This is a genomic window from Arthrobacter sp. UM1 (genome assembly GCF_020483305.1).
GTDB lineage: Bacteria > Actinomycetota > Actinomycetes > Actinomycetales > Micrococcaceae > Falsarthrobacter.
On sequence record NZ_JACWAB010000008.1, the window covers coordinates 36,150 to 51,610 of the forward strand.

A 15,461-nucleotide genomic window follows, 5' to 3' on the forward strand; every position below is an offset into this window, starting at 1 on the left:
GCCCGAACCGTGCAAGTCCGCTGCAGCTGGACGATTGCTACTCTAGTTGAGAATCTTTCTCAATAACAACCCAAGGAGCAGAACCGTGTCCCAGATCGTCGTCGCGGACCAGCGCGCCGGGCGGATCGACCTCCTCGATCCCGTGTCCGGCCGCCTCACCGAGCTGTCCGCCGCGTCCGTGCTCGCGGAACACGCAGGCGTCCTCCCCCTCGCGGACGGCTCGTTCGCGTACGCGGACGACGACGCCGGCGCCGTCGTCATCGCCGACCCCGCCCGGGCCGAGGCCCTCGCACGCGTGCCCGCGGCGATCCCGGCCGAGCACCTCGCCGTCTCCCCGGACGGGACGCGCATGGTCCTCACGAGCGGCCTGGGCGCCAACATGGAGGCCTTCAGCGACCAGGTCACGGTGCTCACCCTCCGCGAGGGCCGGTGGCGCTCCCGGCGCGTCCGCTGCCGCACGGGCGAGCCGGGGGCTGCCGCCCTGGACGCCGGCCTCGTTCTCCGCCACCGCGAGCCGGGCGGCATCGAGTTCATCCCGTGGTCCGCCGTGGACGCGGCCGGTCCGCACGTGCCGGTGCTGCGCGGCGAGGTCTGCGAGGACGTCTCGGACATGGCCCACGGCGACGTCCTCGATCCCCTCACCGGGGTCTTCTACACCGCCTCCGAGCGCGGCGTGGAGAGCTTCGCCGTGGAGGGCGCGGGGGCGGAGGGCGCGGGGGCGCCGGGACCTGATGCGCAGAGCGGCCGGCCTGTTCCCCGCGGCATCCTGCCGACCTCGGCCGGGCGAGCCTTCTTTCTCCGGTTCTGCGGCCGGCGGCGCCAGCTCGCGACGACCCTCCGCGGCGGCCCCGCCGACCCGAAGCGCTGGGCCGAGTGGACCAACTCCGTCTGGATCGCGGACCTCGAGACCGGCTGCGCCCTGGAGACCGAGATCGGACCCGGGCTCGTGTTCCGCTGCGCGCTCTCCCGCAGCGCGGTGGCGGTCTCGCGGCTGCACCCGGACGGCGACGAGCTCGTCACGGTCAGCCGCGAGGACGGCTCGGTCCTCTCCCGGCGTCCGCTCGAGCCGATGGAGCGCGGCCCGCGCCCCGGGCGGGAGCCATGGGACGCCGCGGACCGGCGCGCCGTCGCCGCAGATCCGCACGGCGAGCGGGTGGCCGTCACCCGGGGCGGCCACGGCGAGGTGCTGCTCGTGGATCCGCTGGGCGGCGAGCCGGACGTGCTCGTGCGGACCCCCGGCCCCCTGAACGACGGCGGCCACCTCGCCTGGCTCCCCGGCCCCTCGCCGGCGGAGCTGCTGGACGGGGTCGGCCGATGAGCGTGGACGGAGCGGTCGGCGGCGGCCGCGAGGCGAGCTGTGGCCGCGCGCCCGCCGATTCCGCTTTCGAGGGCTTCCTCGCCGATCTCCGCGCCTCCGCCGCTCAGCCCCGCTGGTCCGCACCCGTGCGCGCGGGCGCCCTGTGGGCCCACGCGTTCCGCCCCGGTGGCGAGGACGCGCCCCGGCTGTTCCTCGCCTCTCGGGACGAGCTCCTGGCCGGCCGTCCGGGCCGTGCGGCGCCGGTGCCGTGGGGTGAGGAGTCCGTGCTCGTGTCCGTCGCCGCGAAGGGCACTGAGCACGACGACGGCCCTGTCCTCCTCGCCGTGGTCCGCGACGCCTCCGGCGCCGAGCGCCGCCACTGGCGGGCCGCGGTCCGGGGCGGATCCCTGCGCTGGGACGCACAGCCGCTCACGGCAGAGCAGGCCCGCGCCGCCCCCGACCGCAGACTCCTCGACCGCCCCCGGCCGACGCCGGTCCGGCAGCTCGCCGTCAAGAGGCGCGACGGCCGCCCGGCGCTGTGGCTCTGCGAGGAGGACTCGTGCCGGCTCCTCGCCGAATGGCCCTGGGGAACCCGCATTGCGGACGCCTCGCTCGACGAGCAGGGCGCCTGGGCCGCCCTCGACTCCGCGGAGGGACCGAGCCGCCTCGCATGGATCCCTTTCGACGCTCCCTGTTCGTCTCCCTCCTCGCACCCGTCCTCGGACGCGCACGAGCACGCCCGCTTCCGCCTCGGCAGCGGCTCCGCCGGCGAGCCCGGCCCGACGTGGATCCGCTCGCGCGCCGTCGTCCCCTCGGGGACCGAAGGAACCGGGGCTCCGATTGCCCCGGCGGCCGAGGCGTCCCCCGGCGGGGAGGGACCCGTTCCCGCCCTCGTGACCGTCTACGGCGGATTCGGAGTGCCGCACTGGCCCGAAGCGGAGCCCACCGTGAGGCCGTGGCTCGCGCGCGGCGGCATCGCGGTCACGGCGCAGGTGCGCGGCGGCGGCGAGTACGGGAGGCGGTTCGCGCTCGCAGGGCGCGGTCCGGGGAAGCCCCGCGGCGTCGAGGACCTCCTCCGCGTTCTGGAGGACCTCCGCGAGCGCGAGCCGAACGCCCGGCCGGTGCTGCTCGGAGCCTCGCACGGAGGGCTGCTCGCCGCCCTCGCTGCGCTGCGCCGGCCCGATCTCGTGGCGGGCCTGGCCCTCACCGCTCCCCTGCTCGACGTCCGGGACCTCTCCGAGCACCCCGCCGGCCGCTGGTGGGAGGAGGAGTTTGCAGGGTCGCCTCGCGAGGAGTGCTCGCCCCTGGCCGTTCTGGAGGGGACGACGACGGCGCTGCCGCCGCTCTGGCTGTGCCTGCCCGCCGCCGAGGAGCGGCTCAACCGGGAGCACCCGGAGCGCTTCGCGGAGCTCTGGGCCCGGCACGGTCCGGCGGAGGTGCGGCGCGAGCCGGCCACGGCGCACGCGGACGCCCTGCTCAGGGTCCTCGACGAGCGGGCGGCCCGAATGCTCGCCTTCGCCTGGGAAGCCGGGGCGGCCGGCGGGCGGGCGCAGCGGACTGGCGGCGGGCGGGCTGAGGCTACTCGGCGCCGTCGGCCAGCTGGCCCAGGTGCCGGCGAGTGAACTCGAGCGAGCGGGCGAGCATCTCCTCTCGCTCACCCGCGTGGCGGGCCTTCCGCGTCCCGACCTCCACCACGGCCACGCCGCTGAACCCGGTGCGGGCGGCGAGCTGCAGGGCCTCGGCGACGTGCTGGTCCCCGTCCCCGGGGAGGAGGTGGTTGTCCGCGGTGCCGCCGTTGTGGCCGTCCGTCACGTGGATGTGGCGCAGTCGCGGGCCGAGGGCCTGGAAGGCCGCCCGGGAGTCCGCGTGGGCGAGCGCGGCGTGGGAGAAGTCCCAGGTGACGTGCTCGTACTCGAGGGGCACCGGGTCCCAGTGCGGCAGGTACATCTCCACCTCGCGGCCGGCCACGCGCCACGGGTACATGTTCTCCACGCAGATCTCGACGCCGTGCTCCTCCTCGAGCTCCCGGACGCCGTCCCGGAACCCGGCGGCGTAGCCGGGCTGCCAGCGGAAGGGCGGGTGGGCCACGACGGAGTCCGCGCCGAGCTCCTTGGCGAGCTCCACGCTGCGCTCCATCTTCTGCCAGGCCGAGCCCCAGATGTGCTGCGTCCAGAACAGCGTGGGCGCGTGGACGGCAAGGATCGGCTGGCTGTGCCGGTCTGAGAGGAGCTCGAGCTTGGCGATCTCCCGCGAGTCCGGCAGGTGCGTCACCATGACCTCGACGCCGTCGTAGCCCAGGTCGCTGGCCGCGGAGAACGTGTCCGCGACTCCCCTCGGGAAGACGCTGCTGGTGCTGAGGCCGACGGGGATGGCCATTGCTCTCGCCTTTCAGTGTGCGGGGCGGTACGTGCGGGCGTGCTGCTCCGCGGGGGACTAGAACTGCACGTGTCCGACTCCAACGTACGCCAACGGCTCCTCGGACTCGATCATGAGGGACTCGAACCGGCGCAGGATGATGCCCTCGCGCAGGGCCCAGGGGCAGATGGACATCGAGTCGATCCCGAACGCGTCCATCGCGCCGAGCGCCACGAGCGCGCCCGCAAGGAGCTGAGGAGCCCTCACCGTGGAGACGCCGGGCAGCTCGGCCCGCTCGTCGATGCGCATCGCCTCGATGCGGCGCGCCCAGAGGCGCAGGTCCTCGCGCCGGAGCTCACGGCGCACGTACAGCCCCGCCGACGACGGCGCCGCGCCCGTCACCCTGGCCAGCGAGCGGAACGTCTTGGAGGTGCCCGCCACGAGGTCCGGCGTCCCGAAACGGGAGAAGTGCCGGGCCACGGGCTCCACGAGCTCGGCGACGTGCTCTCGGGCCTGGCGCACGGCCTTGGGGCGCGGCGGATCGCCGGGAAGGTGGGACCGGGTGAGGCGGCTCGCGCCGAGCGGGACCGACTCGGCGGCCACGGGCAGGGCGTCGTCCCCCACGGCCATCTCGAACGAGCCACCGCCGATGTCCAGGTTGAGGATCTTCCCCACGGACCAGCCGTACCAGCTGCGCACGGCCTGGAACGTGGCGGCGGCCTCTTGGGGCCCGGAGAGCTCCGTCAGACTGACGCCGGTCTCCCGCTCCACGGACGCGAGCACCTCGGCGCCGTTCGCGGACTCACGGATCGCGGACGTGCAGAAGGCGAGGAAGTCCTCGGCCCGGTGCTCCCGGGCGAACTCGCGGGCCTCGCGGACGAACCCGATGAGCTCCGCCTGCCCCTCGGCCGTGATGGCGCCGTCCGCGTCCAGGTGGCGGATGAGGCTGAGCGGACGCTTGTGGCTGCCGTACGCCACGGGCTGGGCCCCGGGATGCGCGTCGACGAGGAGGAGGTGAACCGTGTTGGATCCGATGTCCAGAACGCCGAGACGCATCGGGGCCCTTACTTTGCCGTACCGGTCTTCTTGGCGGAGGACGAGGTCCGCTTCGCGGTGCCCGTCTTCTTCGCCGCGGTCTTCGCGGTGCCCGTCTTCTTCGCGGCCGGCTTCTTGGCGCCGGTGGAGCGGGACGGCCGCTTGACCGGCCCGCGGGCGCGCTTCTCCGCGAGGAGCTCCACGGCGCGGTCCCGGTTCAGCTCCTCGATGGTGGTGTTGCGCGGCACGGTGATGTTGGTCTCGCCGTCCGTGATGTACGGGCCGAAGCGGCCCTCCTTGACCACGATCTTCTTGCCCGAGGACGGGTCCTCCCCGAACTCCGCGAGCGGCGGCACCGCCTTGCGGGCCCCGCGCTGCTTCGGCTGGGAGTAGATCTGCAGGGCTTCGTCGAGTGTGATCGTGAAGATCTGCTCCTCGGACTCGATGGAGCGGGAGTCCGAGCCCTTCTTGAGGTACGGGCCGAACCGGCCGTTCTGGACGGTGATCTCCTCGCCGCTCTCCGGATCCGTGCCGAGCACCCGCGGCAGGCTCATGAGCTTGAGCGCGTCCTCGAGGGTCACCGTGGCGATGTCCATCGACTTGAACAGGGAGCCGGTCCGGGGCTTCTCCTTGGCCGGCTTCTTCTTGGGCTTCGGCTTGCCGTTCTTGTAGTACTCGGTGGGCTGCGCGTCCAGGTAGGCCTGCAGCTCCTCCTCGGTCATCTCCGGGATGACCTCGGTGACGTACGCGCCGTAGCGGCCGTCCTTCACGACGACGTCCCGGCCCGTCTCCGGGTCCTGGCCGAGCACCTTGTCCCCGTGGGACGCCTGCTCCAGGAGCTCCTCCGCCTTCTCCGGCGTGAGCTCGTCCGGGGCCAGGTCCTCGGGGATGTTGGCGCGCTGCGGGTCCCCCTCGGGGAGCTCGCCGGTCTCCGTGTCCACGGTGCGCTCCAGGTACGGGCCGAACTTGCCCACGCGGAGCACCACGCTGTCCGAGACGGGGATGGAGTTGACCGCGCGGGCGTCGATCTCGCCGAGGTTGTTCACCACCGGCTCGAGGCCCTGCTTCGAGGAGCTGCCGTAGTAGAAGTCCCGAAGCCAGTCGTTGCGCTTGGTCTCGCCGCGGGCGATCGAGTCCAGGTCCCCCTCGAGGTCCGCCGTGAAGTCATAGTCCACGTATGTGCCGAAGTGCTCCTCGAGCAGCCGCACCACGGAGAACGCGATCCAGCTCGGCACCAGGGCCGAGCCTCGGGTGCGCACGTAGCCGCGGTCCATGATGGTGGAGATGGTGGCCGCGTAGGTGGAGGGGCGCCCGATGCCCTTCTCCTCGAGCGTCTTGACGAGCGAGGCCTCCGTGTACCGGGCCGGCGGGCTCGTGACGTGCTCCGCCGCGTCCAGGTCCCGGCCCTCGAGGCGGTCCCCTTCGCTGACGTTCGGCAGGCGGGACTCCTTCTCCCGCTCCCCGGCGTGGCTCTCCTCGGACGAGGAGTCCGTGCTCTCCTCGTACGCCGCGAGGAAGCCGCGGAACGTGATGACCGTGCCCGAGGCGGCGAAGACGGCCTCGCGCGGCGAGTCCTCCCGCGTCTGGGCCGCGAGGCGCAGCGATGCCGTGGATCCGGTGGCGTCCTCCATCTGGGAGGCCACGGTCCGCTTCCAGATCAGCTCGTAGAGCCGCAGCTCGTCCCGGGAGATCTTGGAGGCCACCGCAGACGGGCGCCGGAACGAGTCTCCCGCCGGGCGGATGGCCTCGTGGGCCTCCTGCGCGTTGGCGGACTTCGAGGCGTAGACGCGCGGCTTGGACGGCACGGCCTTCTCGCCGTAGAGCTCCTTGGCCTGGGCCCGGGCCGCGTTGACGGCCTGAGAGGAGAGCGCCGTCGAGTCCGTTCGCATATAGGTGATGTAGCCGTTCTCGTAGAGGCGCTGGGCCAGCTGCATCGTGGTGCGGCTCGAGAAGCGGAGCTTGCGGGACGCCTCCTGCTGGAGGGTCGAGGTGGTGAACGGCGCGGCCGGGCGGCGGCGGTACGGCTTGGACTCCACCGAGGCCACGCGGAAGTCCGCGCCCTCGAGCGCCGAGGTGAGCGCAGCGGCGCCCTCGCCGTCGAGCAGGACGGCCTTGCCCTTGATCCGGCCCTGGTCGTCGAAGTCCCGGCCGCTGGCCACCCGCGCGCCGTCGAGCGTGGCGAGCTTCGCGGTGAAGGCCCCACCCTTGGAGGAGTCCACCGGCTCGAACTCGGCGGTGAGGTCCCAGTACTCGGCGGCCGTGAAGGCCATGCGCTCCCGCTCGCGCTCGACGACGAGGCGCGTGGCCACGGACTGCACGCGTCCCGCCGAGAGGCCTCGGGCCACCTTGCGCCAGAGGACCGGCGAGATCTCGTAGCCGTAGAGGCGGTCCAGGATGCGGCGGGTCTCCTGGGCGTCCACGAGGTCGTCGTCGATCTCCCGGACGTTCTGAAGGGCGCGGGTGATGGCCTCGCGGGTGATCTCCGTGAAGGTCATGCGGTGGACGGGGACCTTGGGCTTGAGCACCTGGAGGAGGTGCCACGCGATGGCCTCGCCCTCGCGATCCCCATCAGTCGCGAGATAGAGCTCGTCCGCGCCCTTGAGCAGGCGCTTGAGCTCGGTGACGGTCTTCTTCTTGTCCGGGTTGACCACGTAGTACGGCTCGAAGTCGTGCTCCAGGTCCACCGCGAACTTGCCGAGGGGGGACTTCTTGAGCTCCGTCGGCAGCTCGGACGGCTGCGGGAGGTCCCGGATGTGGCCCACCGACGCGGTGACGTCGAAGTCCTCGCCGAGGTAGCCCGCGATCGTCTTGCTCTTCGCAGGGGACTCCACGATGACGAGCTTGCGTCCGCTCGATGCAGCCTTGGTGGGCACGATTCTCCTTGATCACGGGGCTCGGGCGCCGTCGTCAGCCACCCGCACCATGACAGATTACATGTCCGCATGAGGGCCCCGGACCCGGGGGCCGCCTCCCGTGCTCCCGCTCGGGGCGCGCCTTCCGCGCGCTCTCGGGGAAGCCGGACTCGGAGGCCTCAGTCCTCCACAGGGAGGGCTCTCATCCCTCCACAGGAGCCTGGGCGTCGGGGTCCGGGACGAACGAGAGGTAGTAGTCGATCTTCTCGATGTCCGAGCCGTCTCCGCCCGCGGCGTGCGAGTCCGCCGCCGCGCTCTCGGCGTTCGTGCGGCGGAACCGGGAGAGCAGCTCCCAGATCTGGTCCGCGACCTCCGCCCTCTGCTCGGCCGTCAGCCACACGCTGCCCTGGTTCGTGGCGGGCAGACGGCGGGCCTCCTGGAGCGACTGCCCGTGCAGCGACTCGCCCGGCCGGCTGAGGTGCTTGGACATGCGCTCTCGCAGCTGGTTGATCTGCATGTCCACGAACCCGAGCGCCGCCGGGTTGGAGCTCGCCTCCGAGGTGTCGATGGTGAGGTGGGAGCCCGCCGAGCGCCAATGCCGCTCGCGGCCGTCGCCGTGCCCCTCGGCGCGCCGGACGAGCCCCCAGCGCTCGAGCGAGCGGAGGTGGTAGCTCATCGCCGACGGCGTGAGGCCGAACTTGCGGCCGAGCTCGGTTGCCGTGAACGAGTCGTCGGAGTCGAAGAGCTCTTCGATCACCTGGAGTCGCACGCCGTGTGCAAGCGCGCGGATGGCCTTCGGGTCAGAGAGGATGACGGCGTCGTCTGCCGCGCCCTTCTCCCGGTCCCGGCCAGAGGGGACGCCAGGAGTCTGCTCTTCAGGGGTCATGGTCAGACATTGTAATCACCGTCACGTCCCGCCGCTCAGCCCTCGACGGCGGGCAGCACGAGGAAGCCCTCGTCCACGAGCTGCAGGACCTCCGGAACGAGACGCTCGGCGAGCCCCTCTTCCTCGAGGATCGCCTCGAGCGCCCCGGCGATCTGAGCGACGGAGAGCTCCCCGTCCGCCGCCGAGACGAACCCCGCGAGCTCGCTCGAGAGCAGGCAGGTCCGCCGCAGTCCGGCCCCCTGGCGGAGCAGGATGACGCCCGGGTGCTCCGCTCCCGGCCGCTGGTGGCGCTCCTCCGTGACGTCCTCGGCGACGACGGCGAACAGCTCTCCCGCCTTCCCCGCCGCCGCGGCCCGAGCCGTCTGGGCGCGGCGCTCGAGGGCCGCGGCCAGGCTGGGACCGACGGGCTGTTCGATGGGGTGGGTGATCTCCTCGAAGACCGATCCCGTCCGCCACGCGTCCTCGGGGCCGCGGGGCCGGCGCAGGAGCACGAGGCCGAAGCCCACCCGGGTCACGCCGCGGGAGGCGAAGTCGTCCCGGTACTCCGCGAGCGCCGCCTCCTGCGCGCCCGCGTCCCAGGTGCGCACGGCATCGGAGAGCCACGTGAGGGCGTACTGGAGGGTGTCGGTCTCCTCGCGCTGGATGAACCAGGCGTCCGCATCGCCGCCGGACGGCTGGAGGGCGGAGGCCGTCTCGCGGGCGGACGCCTCCCAGGCGCGGGGCGCCGAGTCCCAGGGCTCGTCCCCGACGATCTCCCAGTTGCCGAGCAGCTGCGCCACTCCGCCCGGTTTGAGGACCCGGGGCAGAGTCTGGACGAGCTCGGCCACGAGACGGTCGCCCGGCAGGCCGCCGTCCCGGTACGTGTAGCGGGAGGAGTCGGTCCGGGCGTTCCTGGGCGTGATGACGAACGGCGGGTTGGAGACGACGAGGTCGAAGGCCTCTCCCTCGACGGGCTCGAGCAGGCTGCCGCGGAGGAGGCGGACGCGCGGCGCGCCGTCGACCTCCCTCAGCCGCAGGCGGTCCGCGTTGAGGAGGAGGTTGAACGCGGTGTAGTTGAGCGCCCGCTCGGAGAGGTCAGTGGCGGTGACGCGATCGCAGTGGGCCAGGAGGTGGAAGACCTGGATGCCGCAGCCGGTGCCGAGGTCCAGAGCGGAGCGCGCAGGGGTCCGCACGATGCTCCGCGCGAGCGTCAGGGACGCCTGCCCCACGCCGAGGACGTACTCGGAGTCCAGGGCCTTCTCCGCATAGTGGCTGCCGAGGTCGGAGGCCACCCAGATGAGGCCGATGTCGTCCCCTTCATGCGGGCGCAGGTCCGCGAGGGGACGAAGGGATGCGCCCGCTGGCGCCTCGGCGTCCTCGAGGGCCAGGAAACCGAGGCGGGCGAGCCCCTCGAGCCCCGTCCTGGGGAAGGCCGCTGCGAGCCGCTCCGCCGGCTGCGGCGTGGCGAACACCCACCAGCCGGCCATGACGGCGCACGCCCTGCGCTGTGCTTCTGCCCGTTCTCCGGCGCCGGACGCCGAGGCGAGGCTGTCTTCCTCCGCCCCGGCGACCTGCGCCGCCCTGTCCTCCTGCGCCCAGAAGTCGGCGAGGAGGAGGCGGCCGGGCGCGAGCTGCTCGGCGTGGAGGGCTTCGAAGGCGGGCGCGCCGACGATCCCCTCGACACCCTCCGAGCTGTAGTCCGCGGCGGCGAGATCGGCGCGGAGGGACTCCAGGTCCTCGGCGCGGCTGGAGTCCAGCGGGCCGGAGAAGTCCCACGCAGCGGTCACGGCCGCGCCTTCTCCCGCGGAGGCGCTCATGCCGCGCGCCGTTCCCGGCAGACCTCGCACGGCTCCGCCGCGCTCCGGTCCTCGTGGCTCTCGCAGAAGGGCTGGAGGGTCCGACACCCCGGGTCGCTGCAGTTGCGCAGGAGCGAGGTGGGAGCCTCGCACTCGGCGCAGCGGCCGATCACCGCGGCGTCCTCGGTGAAGTCCATGCTCATGCGGCGGTCGAAGACGTAGAGCGAGCCCTCCCAGAGCCCGGAGTCCCCGAACGCCTCGCCGTACCGGACGATCCCGCCCTCGATCTGGTAGACGTCCTTGAACCCGCGGTTCACCATGAGGGCTGAGAGCACCTCGCAGCGGATGCCGCCGGTGCAGTAGGTGACCACGGCCTGGTCCTTGAGATGGTCGTACTTCCCGGACTCGAGCTCCGCGATGAAGTCATGCGTGGTGCTCACATCGGGGACGACGGCGCCCTTGAAGCGGCCGATCTGGGCCTCGAAGGCGTTGCGGCCGTCGAAGAACACCACGTCCTTGCCGTCCGCCTTCTTCTCCTCGACGAGCTCGTGCACCTGCTGCGGGGTGAGGTGCGTGCCGCCGCCCACGACCCCGGACTCGTCCACGCGGAGCTCGTCCGGTGCGCCGAAGCTGACGATCTCATCCCTGGCCTTGACCGAGAGCCGCGGGAAGTCCTCGGCGCCGCCCTCGGAGTACTTGACGTCCATGTCCCGGAAGGCCGGGTGCTCACGCGTCGTCTTGACGTACTGCTTCACCGCGTCCAGAGGTCCGCCCACCGTGCCGTTCAGGCCGTGCCGGGAGACGAGGATCCGGCCGCGCAGTCCCAGCTTCTCGCAGAGGGCGCGCTGCCAGAGACGCACCGCCTCGGGGTCCTGGAGCGGGGCGAAGGCATAATACAAAGCGATACGGTTGAGAGCCACGGGCACAATTCTACGCGGGACGTCTCGTGAGCTCGCGATCGGCAGAATCTCGGGGAATCCGGCGTGAGGACCGAGCGAGACCGGATTGTGACCTGGCAATTCCCGGGGAACCGGGGACGGGTACCGTGAACAGGGGTACATTCGACTCATGGACGCACAGAACCTCGAACAGCTCGTGACCACGTGGATGGAGGGTTGGGCCCATGCTCGGGGGTACTCCCCGAAGACCCAGGGCCGAGCCTTCCTCGTGGAGCGCCATGACCGGGACGGACTCGTCGAGAAGCTCATCGTCTGCCCCAGCGCAGACGAGCTCCGCGAGCTGAGCTCGTCCATGGACTCGGTGGACCACCTCACGGTCATCACCCAGGACCTCGCCGAGACCCTCGCCCGCGGGCAGTCCGCCGGACTCGCTCCGCGGCCGGAGCCGGACACGCTCATGGTCACCGACATCCAGCAGCATGACGTGGAGCCGCCCCTGCCTCCGGGGGACGGGATCGAGCACGAGCTCGACCGCCCCGACCCGCACGTCATCCGGATCCTCGTCACCGTCAACGGCCAGGAGGCCGCCCGCGGCACAGTCGCGGTGGTGGACCAGGTGGCGGTCTTCGACAAGATCGGCACGCAGGAGGCGTTCCGCCGCCGCGGTCTCGCCTCGTACGTCATGCGCCTGCTGACGCACGCGGCCCTGGACGCGGACGTGGAGACGGGGCTCCTCGCCGCCTCTCCGGACGGACGGCACCTGTACCAGCATCTCGGGTGGGACGAGGTGGCCTCGGTTCCGGTGTTCGAGTCCGCCCCGCTCTCCGAGGAGAAGCCCGTGGCGCACGGCGCTCCCGAGGACAGCGGGGTCTGAGAGCCCCTGCGGAGTGCTTGAATCGGAGAGTGCCCACCACTCTTCTCGGATCGCTCGGCCTCGCACCTGACCGAGGCCCCGACGATCCTGAACAGCTTCGCCACCTCACGACCCTGCCTGCGCGCTCCGCGACGGCGAGTCCGTGGCCAGACTGGGCCGACTCGCGCGTCGTCGAAGCGTTCGGCAGGGTCGGGGTGGCGTCTCCCTGGACGCACCAGGCGGCCGCCATGGACGCCGCCCACCGGGGCGAGCACACGATCATCGCCACGGGAACCGCGTCCGGAAAGTCGCTCGCCTACCAGGTGCCCGTGCTGGACGCCGTCCTCCGCGGCGAGGAAGAGGACGCCGTCTCCCTCGACGCCCGCGGCGCGACGGCCATCTACCTCTCCCCCACGAAGGCCCTGGCCGCAGACCAGGAGGACTCCCTCCGCGGGCTCGGCCTCCGCGGCGTCCGCGCCGCCGTCTTCGACGGGGACACGGAGCCGAGCGAGCGCGCATGGGTCAAGAACCACGCGAACGTCGTCCTGACCAACCCGGACATGCTCCACTACGGGATCCTGCCGAACCACGTCCAGTGGGCCAGGCTCCTCCGCCGGCTCTCCTATGTGGTCATCGATGAGGCGCACACCTACCGCGGGGTCTTCGGCTCCCACGTGGCCAACGTCATCCGCCGTCTCAAGCGGATCTGCGCTCACTACGGCTCCGAGCCGGTGTTCATCGGCGCCAGCGCGACGACGGCCAGCCCAGCCGACTCCTTCGGCAAGCTCATCGGGGAGACCGCGACGGCGGTGGACGAGGACGCGTCCCCGCGCGGCGAGAAGCACGTGGTCCTGTGGGAGCCCGCGCTCACGGAGTTCTCCGGGGAGAACGGCGCCCCGGTGAGGAGGTCCTCCATCGCCGAGACCTCGGACCTCATGGCGGACCTCATCTCCTCGCACACCCGGACCATCGCCTTCATCAAGTCCCGCAAGGGCGCGGAGGTCATCTCCTCCGAGGTGTTCCGCCTCCTGGACGAGGTGGACCCTGCGCTCAGCCTGCGCATCGCCGCCTACCGGTCCGGGTACCTGCCGGAGGAGCGCCGGGAACTCGAGCGCCGGCTCCGCACCGGGGAGCTGCTCGGCATCGCCTCGACTCCTGCCCTGGAGATGGGCATCGACATCGCCGGTCTGGACGCCGTGCTCGTGGCCGGATGGCCGGGAACGCGGGCCTCTTTCTTCCAGCAGATCGGGCGTTCCGGACGCTCCAACCAGGAGTCCCTGGCCGTCCTCGTCGCCTCCGACGACCCCCTGGACACCTACCTCGTCCACCATCCGGAGGCGATCTTCGGCGCGGGAGTCGAGGCCACCGTCTTCGACTCTGAGAACCCCTACGTCCTGGGGCCGCACCTCTGCGCCGCGGCCGCGGAGATGCCTCTGCAGCCGAATGAGCTGGAGCGCTTCGGCGAGACCACGGCCGAGGTGCTCGAGCTGCTCGTGGCCCAGGGGTTCCTGCGGCGGCGTCCCGCAGGCTGGTTCTGGACGCATCCGGAGTCCGCGGCGGGCATGGTGAGCCTCCGCTCGGACGGCGGCGGGCCGCTCAGCATCATCGACGTGGAGACCGGCTCGCTCCTCGGCACCATGGACTCCCCGCAGTCTCACTACCAGGCCCACGAGGGCGCGGTGTACGTGCATCAGGGCGAGTCCTATCTGGTGGACGAGCTCAACGAGCGGGACCACCACGTGCTGGTGCACCGGGCCAACCCGGACTTCTACACGACCGCCAGGGACGTCACGAGCATCGAGGTCCGCGACGTCCAGCGGACACGGGAGTGGAACGGCGCCCGGGTGTGCTTCGGCGAGGTGCTCGTGCAGACCCGCGTGGTCTCCTTCCAGCGCAAGGCTGTGGCCTCCGGCGAGGTCCTGGGCGAGGAGCCCCTGGACCTCGACGCAAGGGACCTCGTCACCAAGGCCGTCTGGTTCGAGCTCACGCCTCAGCTGCTCTTCGGCGCAGGCGTGGAGGAGCCCCAGTTCCCCGGCGCCCTCCACGCGGCCGAGCACGCGGCGATCGGCCTGTTGTCTCTCGTGGCCACGAGTGACCGCTGGGACATCGGCGGCGTCTCCACCGCCGTCCATCCGGACACCGGTGGACCGGCGATCTTCGTCTATGACGGCCATCCTGGCGGCGCGGGCTTCACCGAGCGGGCCTTCGAGGCGGTGGCCGTCTGGCTCGAGGCGACGGCCAAGGCCATCGAGGCCTGCGAGTGCGAGACCGGATGCCCTTCCTGTGTTCAGTCTCCGAAGTGCGGAAATCGCAACAACCCCCTGTCCAAGTCGGGAGCGCTCAGGCTCCTCCGCGGTCTTCTCAAGGCAGAGCCGGTGGACGGCTCGGGTGAGGAGGCGGGCCCGCGCGGGACCTCCGCTCCGGAGTGATCAGAAGCAGGCCCCTGGCCGCAGCCACGCGGACCGTCACCGTCTCACCTTCCAGGGAGCACTCTCGGAGCACGGCGCGGTTGGCCTCGGCCGTCCGCGCCGCCACATCACAGGGCTCCCCGGGGACCAGACCCCGTGCGGCGTCGGCCGCGGCGAGGGCCGCCAGGTCCGCCGCCGCGGCCGACTGAGCTGCGGCTGCCCGCGCCTGGGCGAGGGCAGCCGCCCAGAGGACGAACGCGAGCAGCACGGCCGAGATCCCGAGCATGAGAACGGACGCTGAGCCGTCCTCCGCGTCGCTCTCCCCGTTCGGTCCCCGGCTCACGGATCTTCTGCGTTCTCTGGAAGGTCCGCGTGGGTCTCATGCTCGGAGGCGTCCGAGTCCCGGTGATCCTCGGCCCGAGCTGCGGCCATGGCCTGAACCGTGCCGATGCTCCACGGTCCCACTCGCACAGCGGGGCGGGAGACGCGAACCTCCTCGAACTCTCCTGTGCGAGTCCTGCTCCACTCGCTGCCGGGACTGGCATGCTCCACCGCCTGGGCCACGGACGCCTCCGACGCACCGCGGGCGACCTCTCGCGCGCCGGCCCGCGCCGCCTCCTGCACGCTGGCAGAGCTGTTCCCTGCCGCGAGAACCGCGATGAGCAGCCCGGCCAGAAGCACGACGGCGGGCAGGGTCAGCGCGAACTCCGCCGTCACAGAGCCGCGGTCCTCGGCAGAGTGCGGCGCTCGGCCCTCTCGGGTCATTGGCTGGACAGGGCGCGCTCGATGACGCCCTGGAGCAGCTGCTGAACGGGACCGGACTTGATCACCACGGCCAGAATCCCCGCGAAGGCCACAGCGGCCAGGGTCAGGATCGCGTATTCGGCGGTGGTGGCGCCGAGCTCGGGGTCATCGGGGCCGGGCACCCGTGCAAGGGCCGCCTTCTGCCCTCCGGGCACGGCCGGCCCGGGTGGCACGGCCGGCCCGGGCACCGCAGGCACGGGTGGCGCAGGGGCGAGCTCTTTCGACGTCGAGCGGGCACAAGGACACTGGGACACGGATCTCTCCTTCAGTCGGGATGGAATGTGATGGCATCTGGTT

Annotated in this window: 13 protein-coding genes; 4 read left to right on the top strand and 9 right to left on the bottom strand. The window is 72.0% G+C overall.

What is annotated here, in order from left to right; genetic code table 11:
* Positions 1-85: 85 nt before the first annotated feature.
* Positions 86-1,318 (top strand): YncE family protein, encoded by a 1,233-nt coding sequence (locus H9I38_RS09330; RefSeq protein WP_226338552.1) that lies wholly within the window; start codon positions 86-88, stop codon positions 1,316-1,318.
* Complete coding sequence (locus H9I38_RS09335) at positions 1,315-2,919, top strand: alpha/beta fold hydrolase (RefSeq protein ID WP_226338553.1); 1,605 nt, start codon at positions 1,315-1,317, stop codon at positions 2,917-2,919. The genes H9I38_RS09330 and H9I38_RS09335 overlap by 4 nt, the downstream gene beginning before the upstream one ends.
* Here H9I38_RS09335 and H9I38_RS09340 read toward each other — a convergent pair.
* The 6 genes from H9I38_RS09340 to H9I38_RS09365 form a co-directional block, all read right to left on the bottom strand.
* The gene (locus tag H9I38_RS09340) at positions 2,876-3,673 is read right to left on the bottom strand and encodes a sugar phosphate isomerase/epimerase family protein (protein WP_226338554.1); all 798 of its coding nucleotides are present in this window, start codon (positions 3,671-3,673) and stop codon (positions 2,876-2,878) included. The two genes, H9I38_RS09335 and H9I38_RS09340, sit on opposite strands and share 44 nt — an antisense overlap.
* Positions 3,674-3,730: 57 nt before the next feature.
* Positions 3,731-4,708 (bottom strand): Ppx/GppA phosphatase family protein, encoded by a 978-nt coding sequence (locus tag H9I38_RS09345; protein WP_226338555.1) that lies wholly within the window; start codon positions 4,706-4,708, stop codon positions 3,731-3,733.
* 8 nt (positions 4,709-4,716) lie between these two features.
* A complete protein-coding gene (topA, locus tag H9I38_RS09350; RefSeq protein WP_226338556.1) occupies positions 4,717-7,560 on the bottom strand; it encodes a type I DNA topoisomerase in 2,844 nt (947 codons plus the stop codon).
* A 181-nt stretch (positions 7,561-7,741) separates the two neighbouring features.
* On the bottom strand, positions 7,742-8,425 hold the full coding sequence (locus tag H9I38_RS09355; protein WP_226338557.1) for an ArsR/SmtB family transcription factor: 684 nt from the start codon (positions 8,423-8,425) through the stop codon (positions 7,742-7,744).
* Between the two features lie 35 nt (positions 8,426-8,460).
* A complete protein-coding gene (locus H9I38_RS09360; RefSeq protein ID WP_226338558.1) occupies positions 8,461-10,221 on the bottom strand; it encodes a methyltransferase in 1,761 nt (586 codons plus the stop codon).
* On the bottom strand, positions 10,218-11,120 hold the full coding sequence (locus H9I38_RS09365) for a rhodanese-related sulfurtransferase (protein WP_226338559.1): 903 nt from the start codon (positions 11,118-11,120) through the stop codon (positions 10,218-10,220). Before H9I38_RS09365 ends, H9I38_RS09360 begins: the two co-directional genes overlap by 4 nt.
* Positions 11,121-11,268: 148 nt before the next feature.
* Here H9I38_RS09365 and H9I38_RS09370 point away from each other — a divergent pair, with 148 nt between their 5' ends.
* Together H9I38_RS09370 and H9I38_RS09375 are read left to right on the top strand one after the other, a co-directional pair.
* Positions 11,269-11,973, top strand: coding sequence for a GNAT family N-acetyltransferase (locus tag H9I38_RS09370; protein WP_226338560.1), 705 nt, complete (start codon positions 11,269-11,271; stop codon positions 11,971-11,973).
* Positions 11,974-12,002: 29 nt separating this feature from the next.
* Positions 12,003-14,381: a DEAD/DEAH box helicase gene (locus tag H9I38_RS09375; protein ID WP_226338561.1), complete on the top strand. Its 2,379-nt coding sequence runs from the start codon at positions 12,003-12,005 to the stop codon at positions 14,379-14,381.
* Here the strand turns inward: H9I38_RS09375 and H9I38_RS09380 are convergent.
* Genes H9I38_RS09380 through H9I38_RS11000 form a run of 3 tightly spaced genes read right to left on the bottom strand, consistent with a single transcriptional unit; the run spans position 14,314 to position 15,286 of the window.
* On the bottom strand, positions 14,314-14,703 hold the full coding sequence (locus H9I38_RS09380) for an Rv3654c family TadE-like protein (RefSeq protein WP_226338562.1): 390 nt from the start codon (positions 14,701-14,703) through the stop codon (positions 14,314-14,316). The genes H9I38_RS09375 and H9I38_RS09380 overlap by 68 nt on opposite strands.
* Positions 14,700-15,077 carry a TadE family protein gene (locus tag H9I38_RS09385; RefSeq protein ID WP_319002225.1) on the bottom strand — a complete coding sequence of 126 codons (378 nt, stop codon included), beginning with the start codon at positions 15,075-15,077 and terminating at the stop codon, positions 14,700-14,702. The genes H9I38_RS09380 and H9I38_RS09385 overlap by 4 nt, the downstream gene beginning before the upstream one ends.
* 44 nt (positions 15,078-15,121) lie before the next feature.
* The gene (locus H9I38_RS11000) at positions 15,122-15,286 is read right to left on the bottom strand and encodes a DUF4244 domain-containing protein (protein WP_226338564.1); all 165 of its coding nucleotides are present in this window, start codon (positions 15,284-15,286) and stop codon (positions 15,122-15,124) included.
* Between the last annotated feature and the right edge of the window lie 175 nt (positions 15,287-15,461).

Bases quoted from the DNA above. Each gene is read 5' to 3' on its own strand.
- H9I38_RS09355 (WP_226338557.1), bottom strand. From the start codon at position 8,425: ATGACCCCTGAAGAGCAGACTCCTGGCGTCCCCTCTGGCCGGGACCGG.
- H9I38_RS09345 (WP_226338555.1), bottom strand. From the start codon at position 4,708: ATGCGTCTCGGCGTTCTGGACATCGGATCCAACACGGTTCACCTCCTC.
- H9I38_RS09335 (WP_226338553.1), top strand. From the start codon at position 1,315: ATGAGCGTGGACGGAGCGGTCGGCGGCGGCCGCGAGGCGAGCTGTGGC.
- H9I38_RS09370 (WP_226338560.1), top strand. From the start codon at position 11,269: ATGGACGCACAGAACCTCGAACAGCTCGTGACCACGTGGATGGAGGGT.
- H9I38_RS09360 (WP_226338558.1), bottom strand. From the start codon at position 10,221: ATGAGCGCCTCCGCGGGAGAAGGCGCGGCCGTGACCGCTGCGTGGGAC.
- H9I38_RS09340 (WP_226338554.1), bottom strand. From the start codon at position 3,673: ATGGCCATCCCCGTCGGCCTCAGCACCAGCAGCGTCTTCCCGAGGGGA.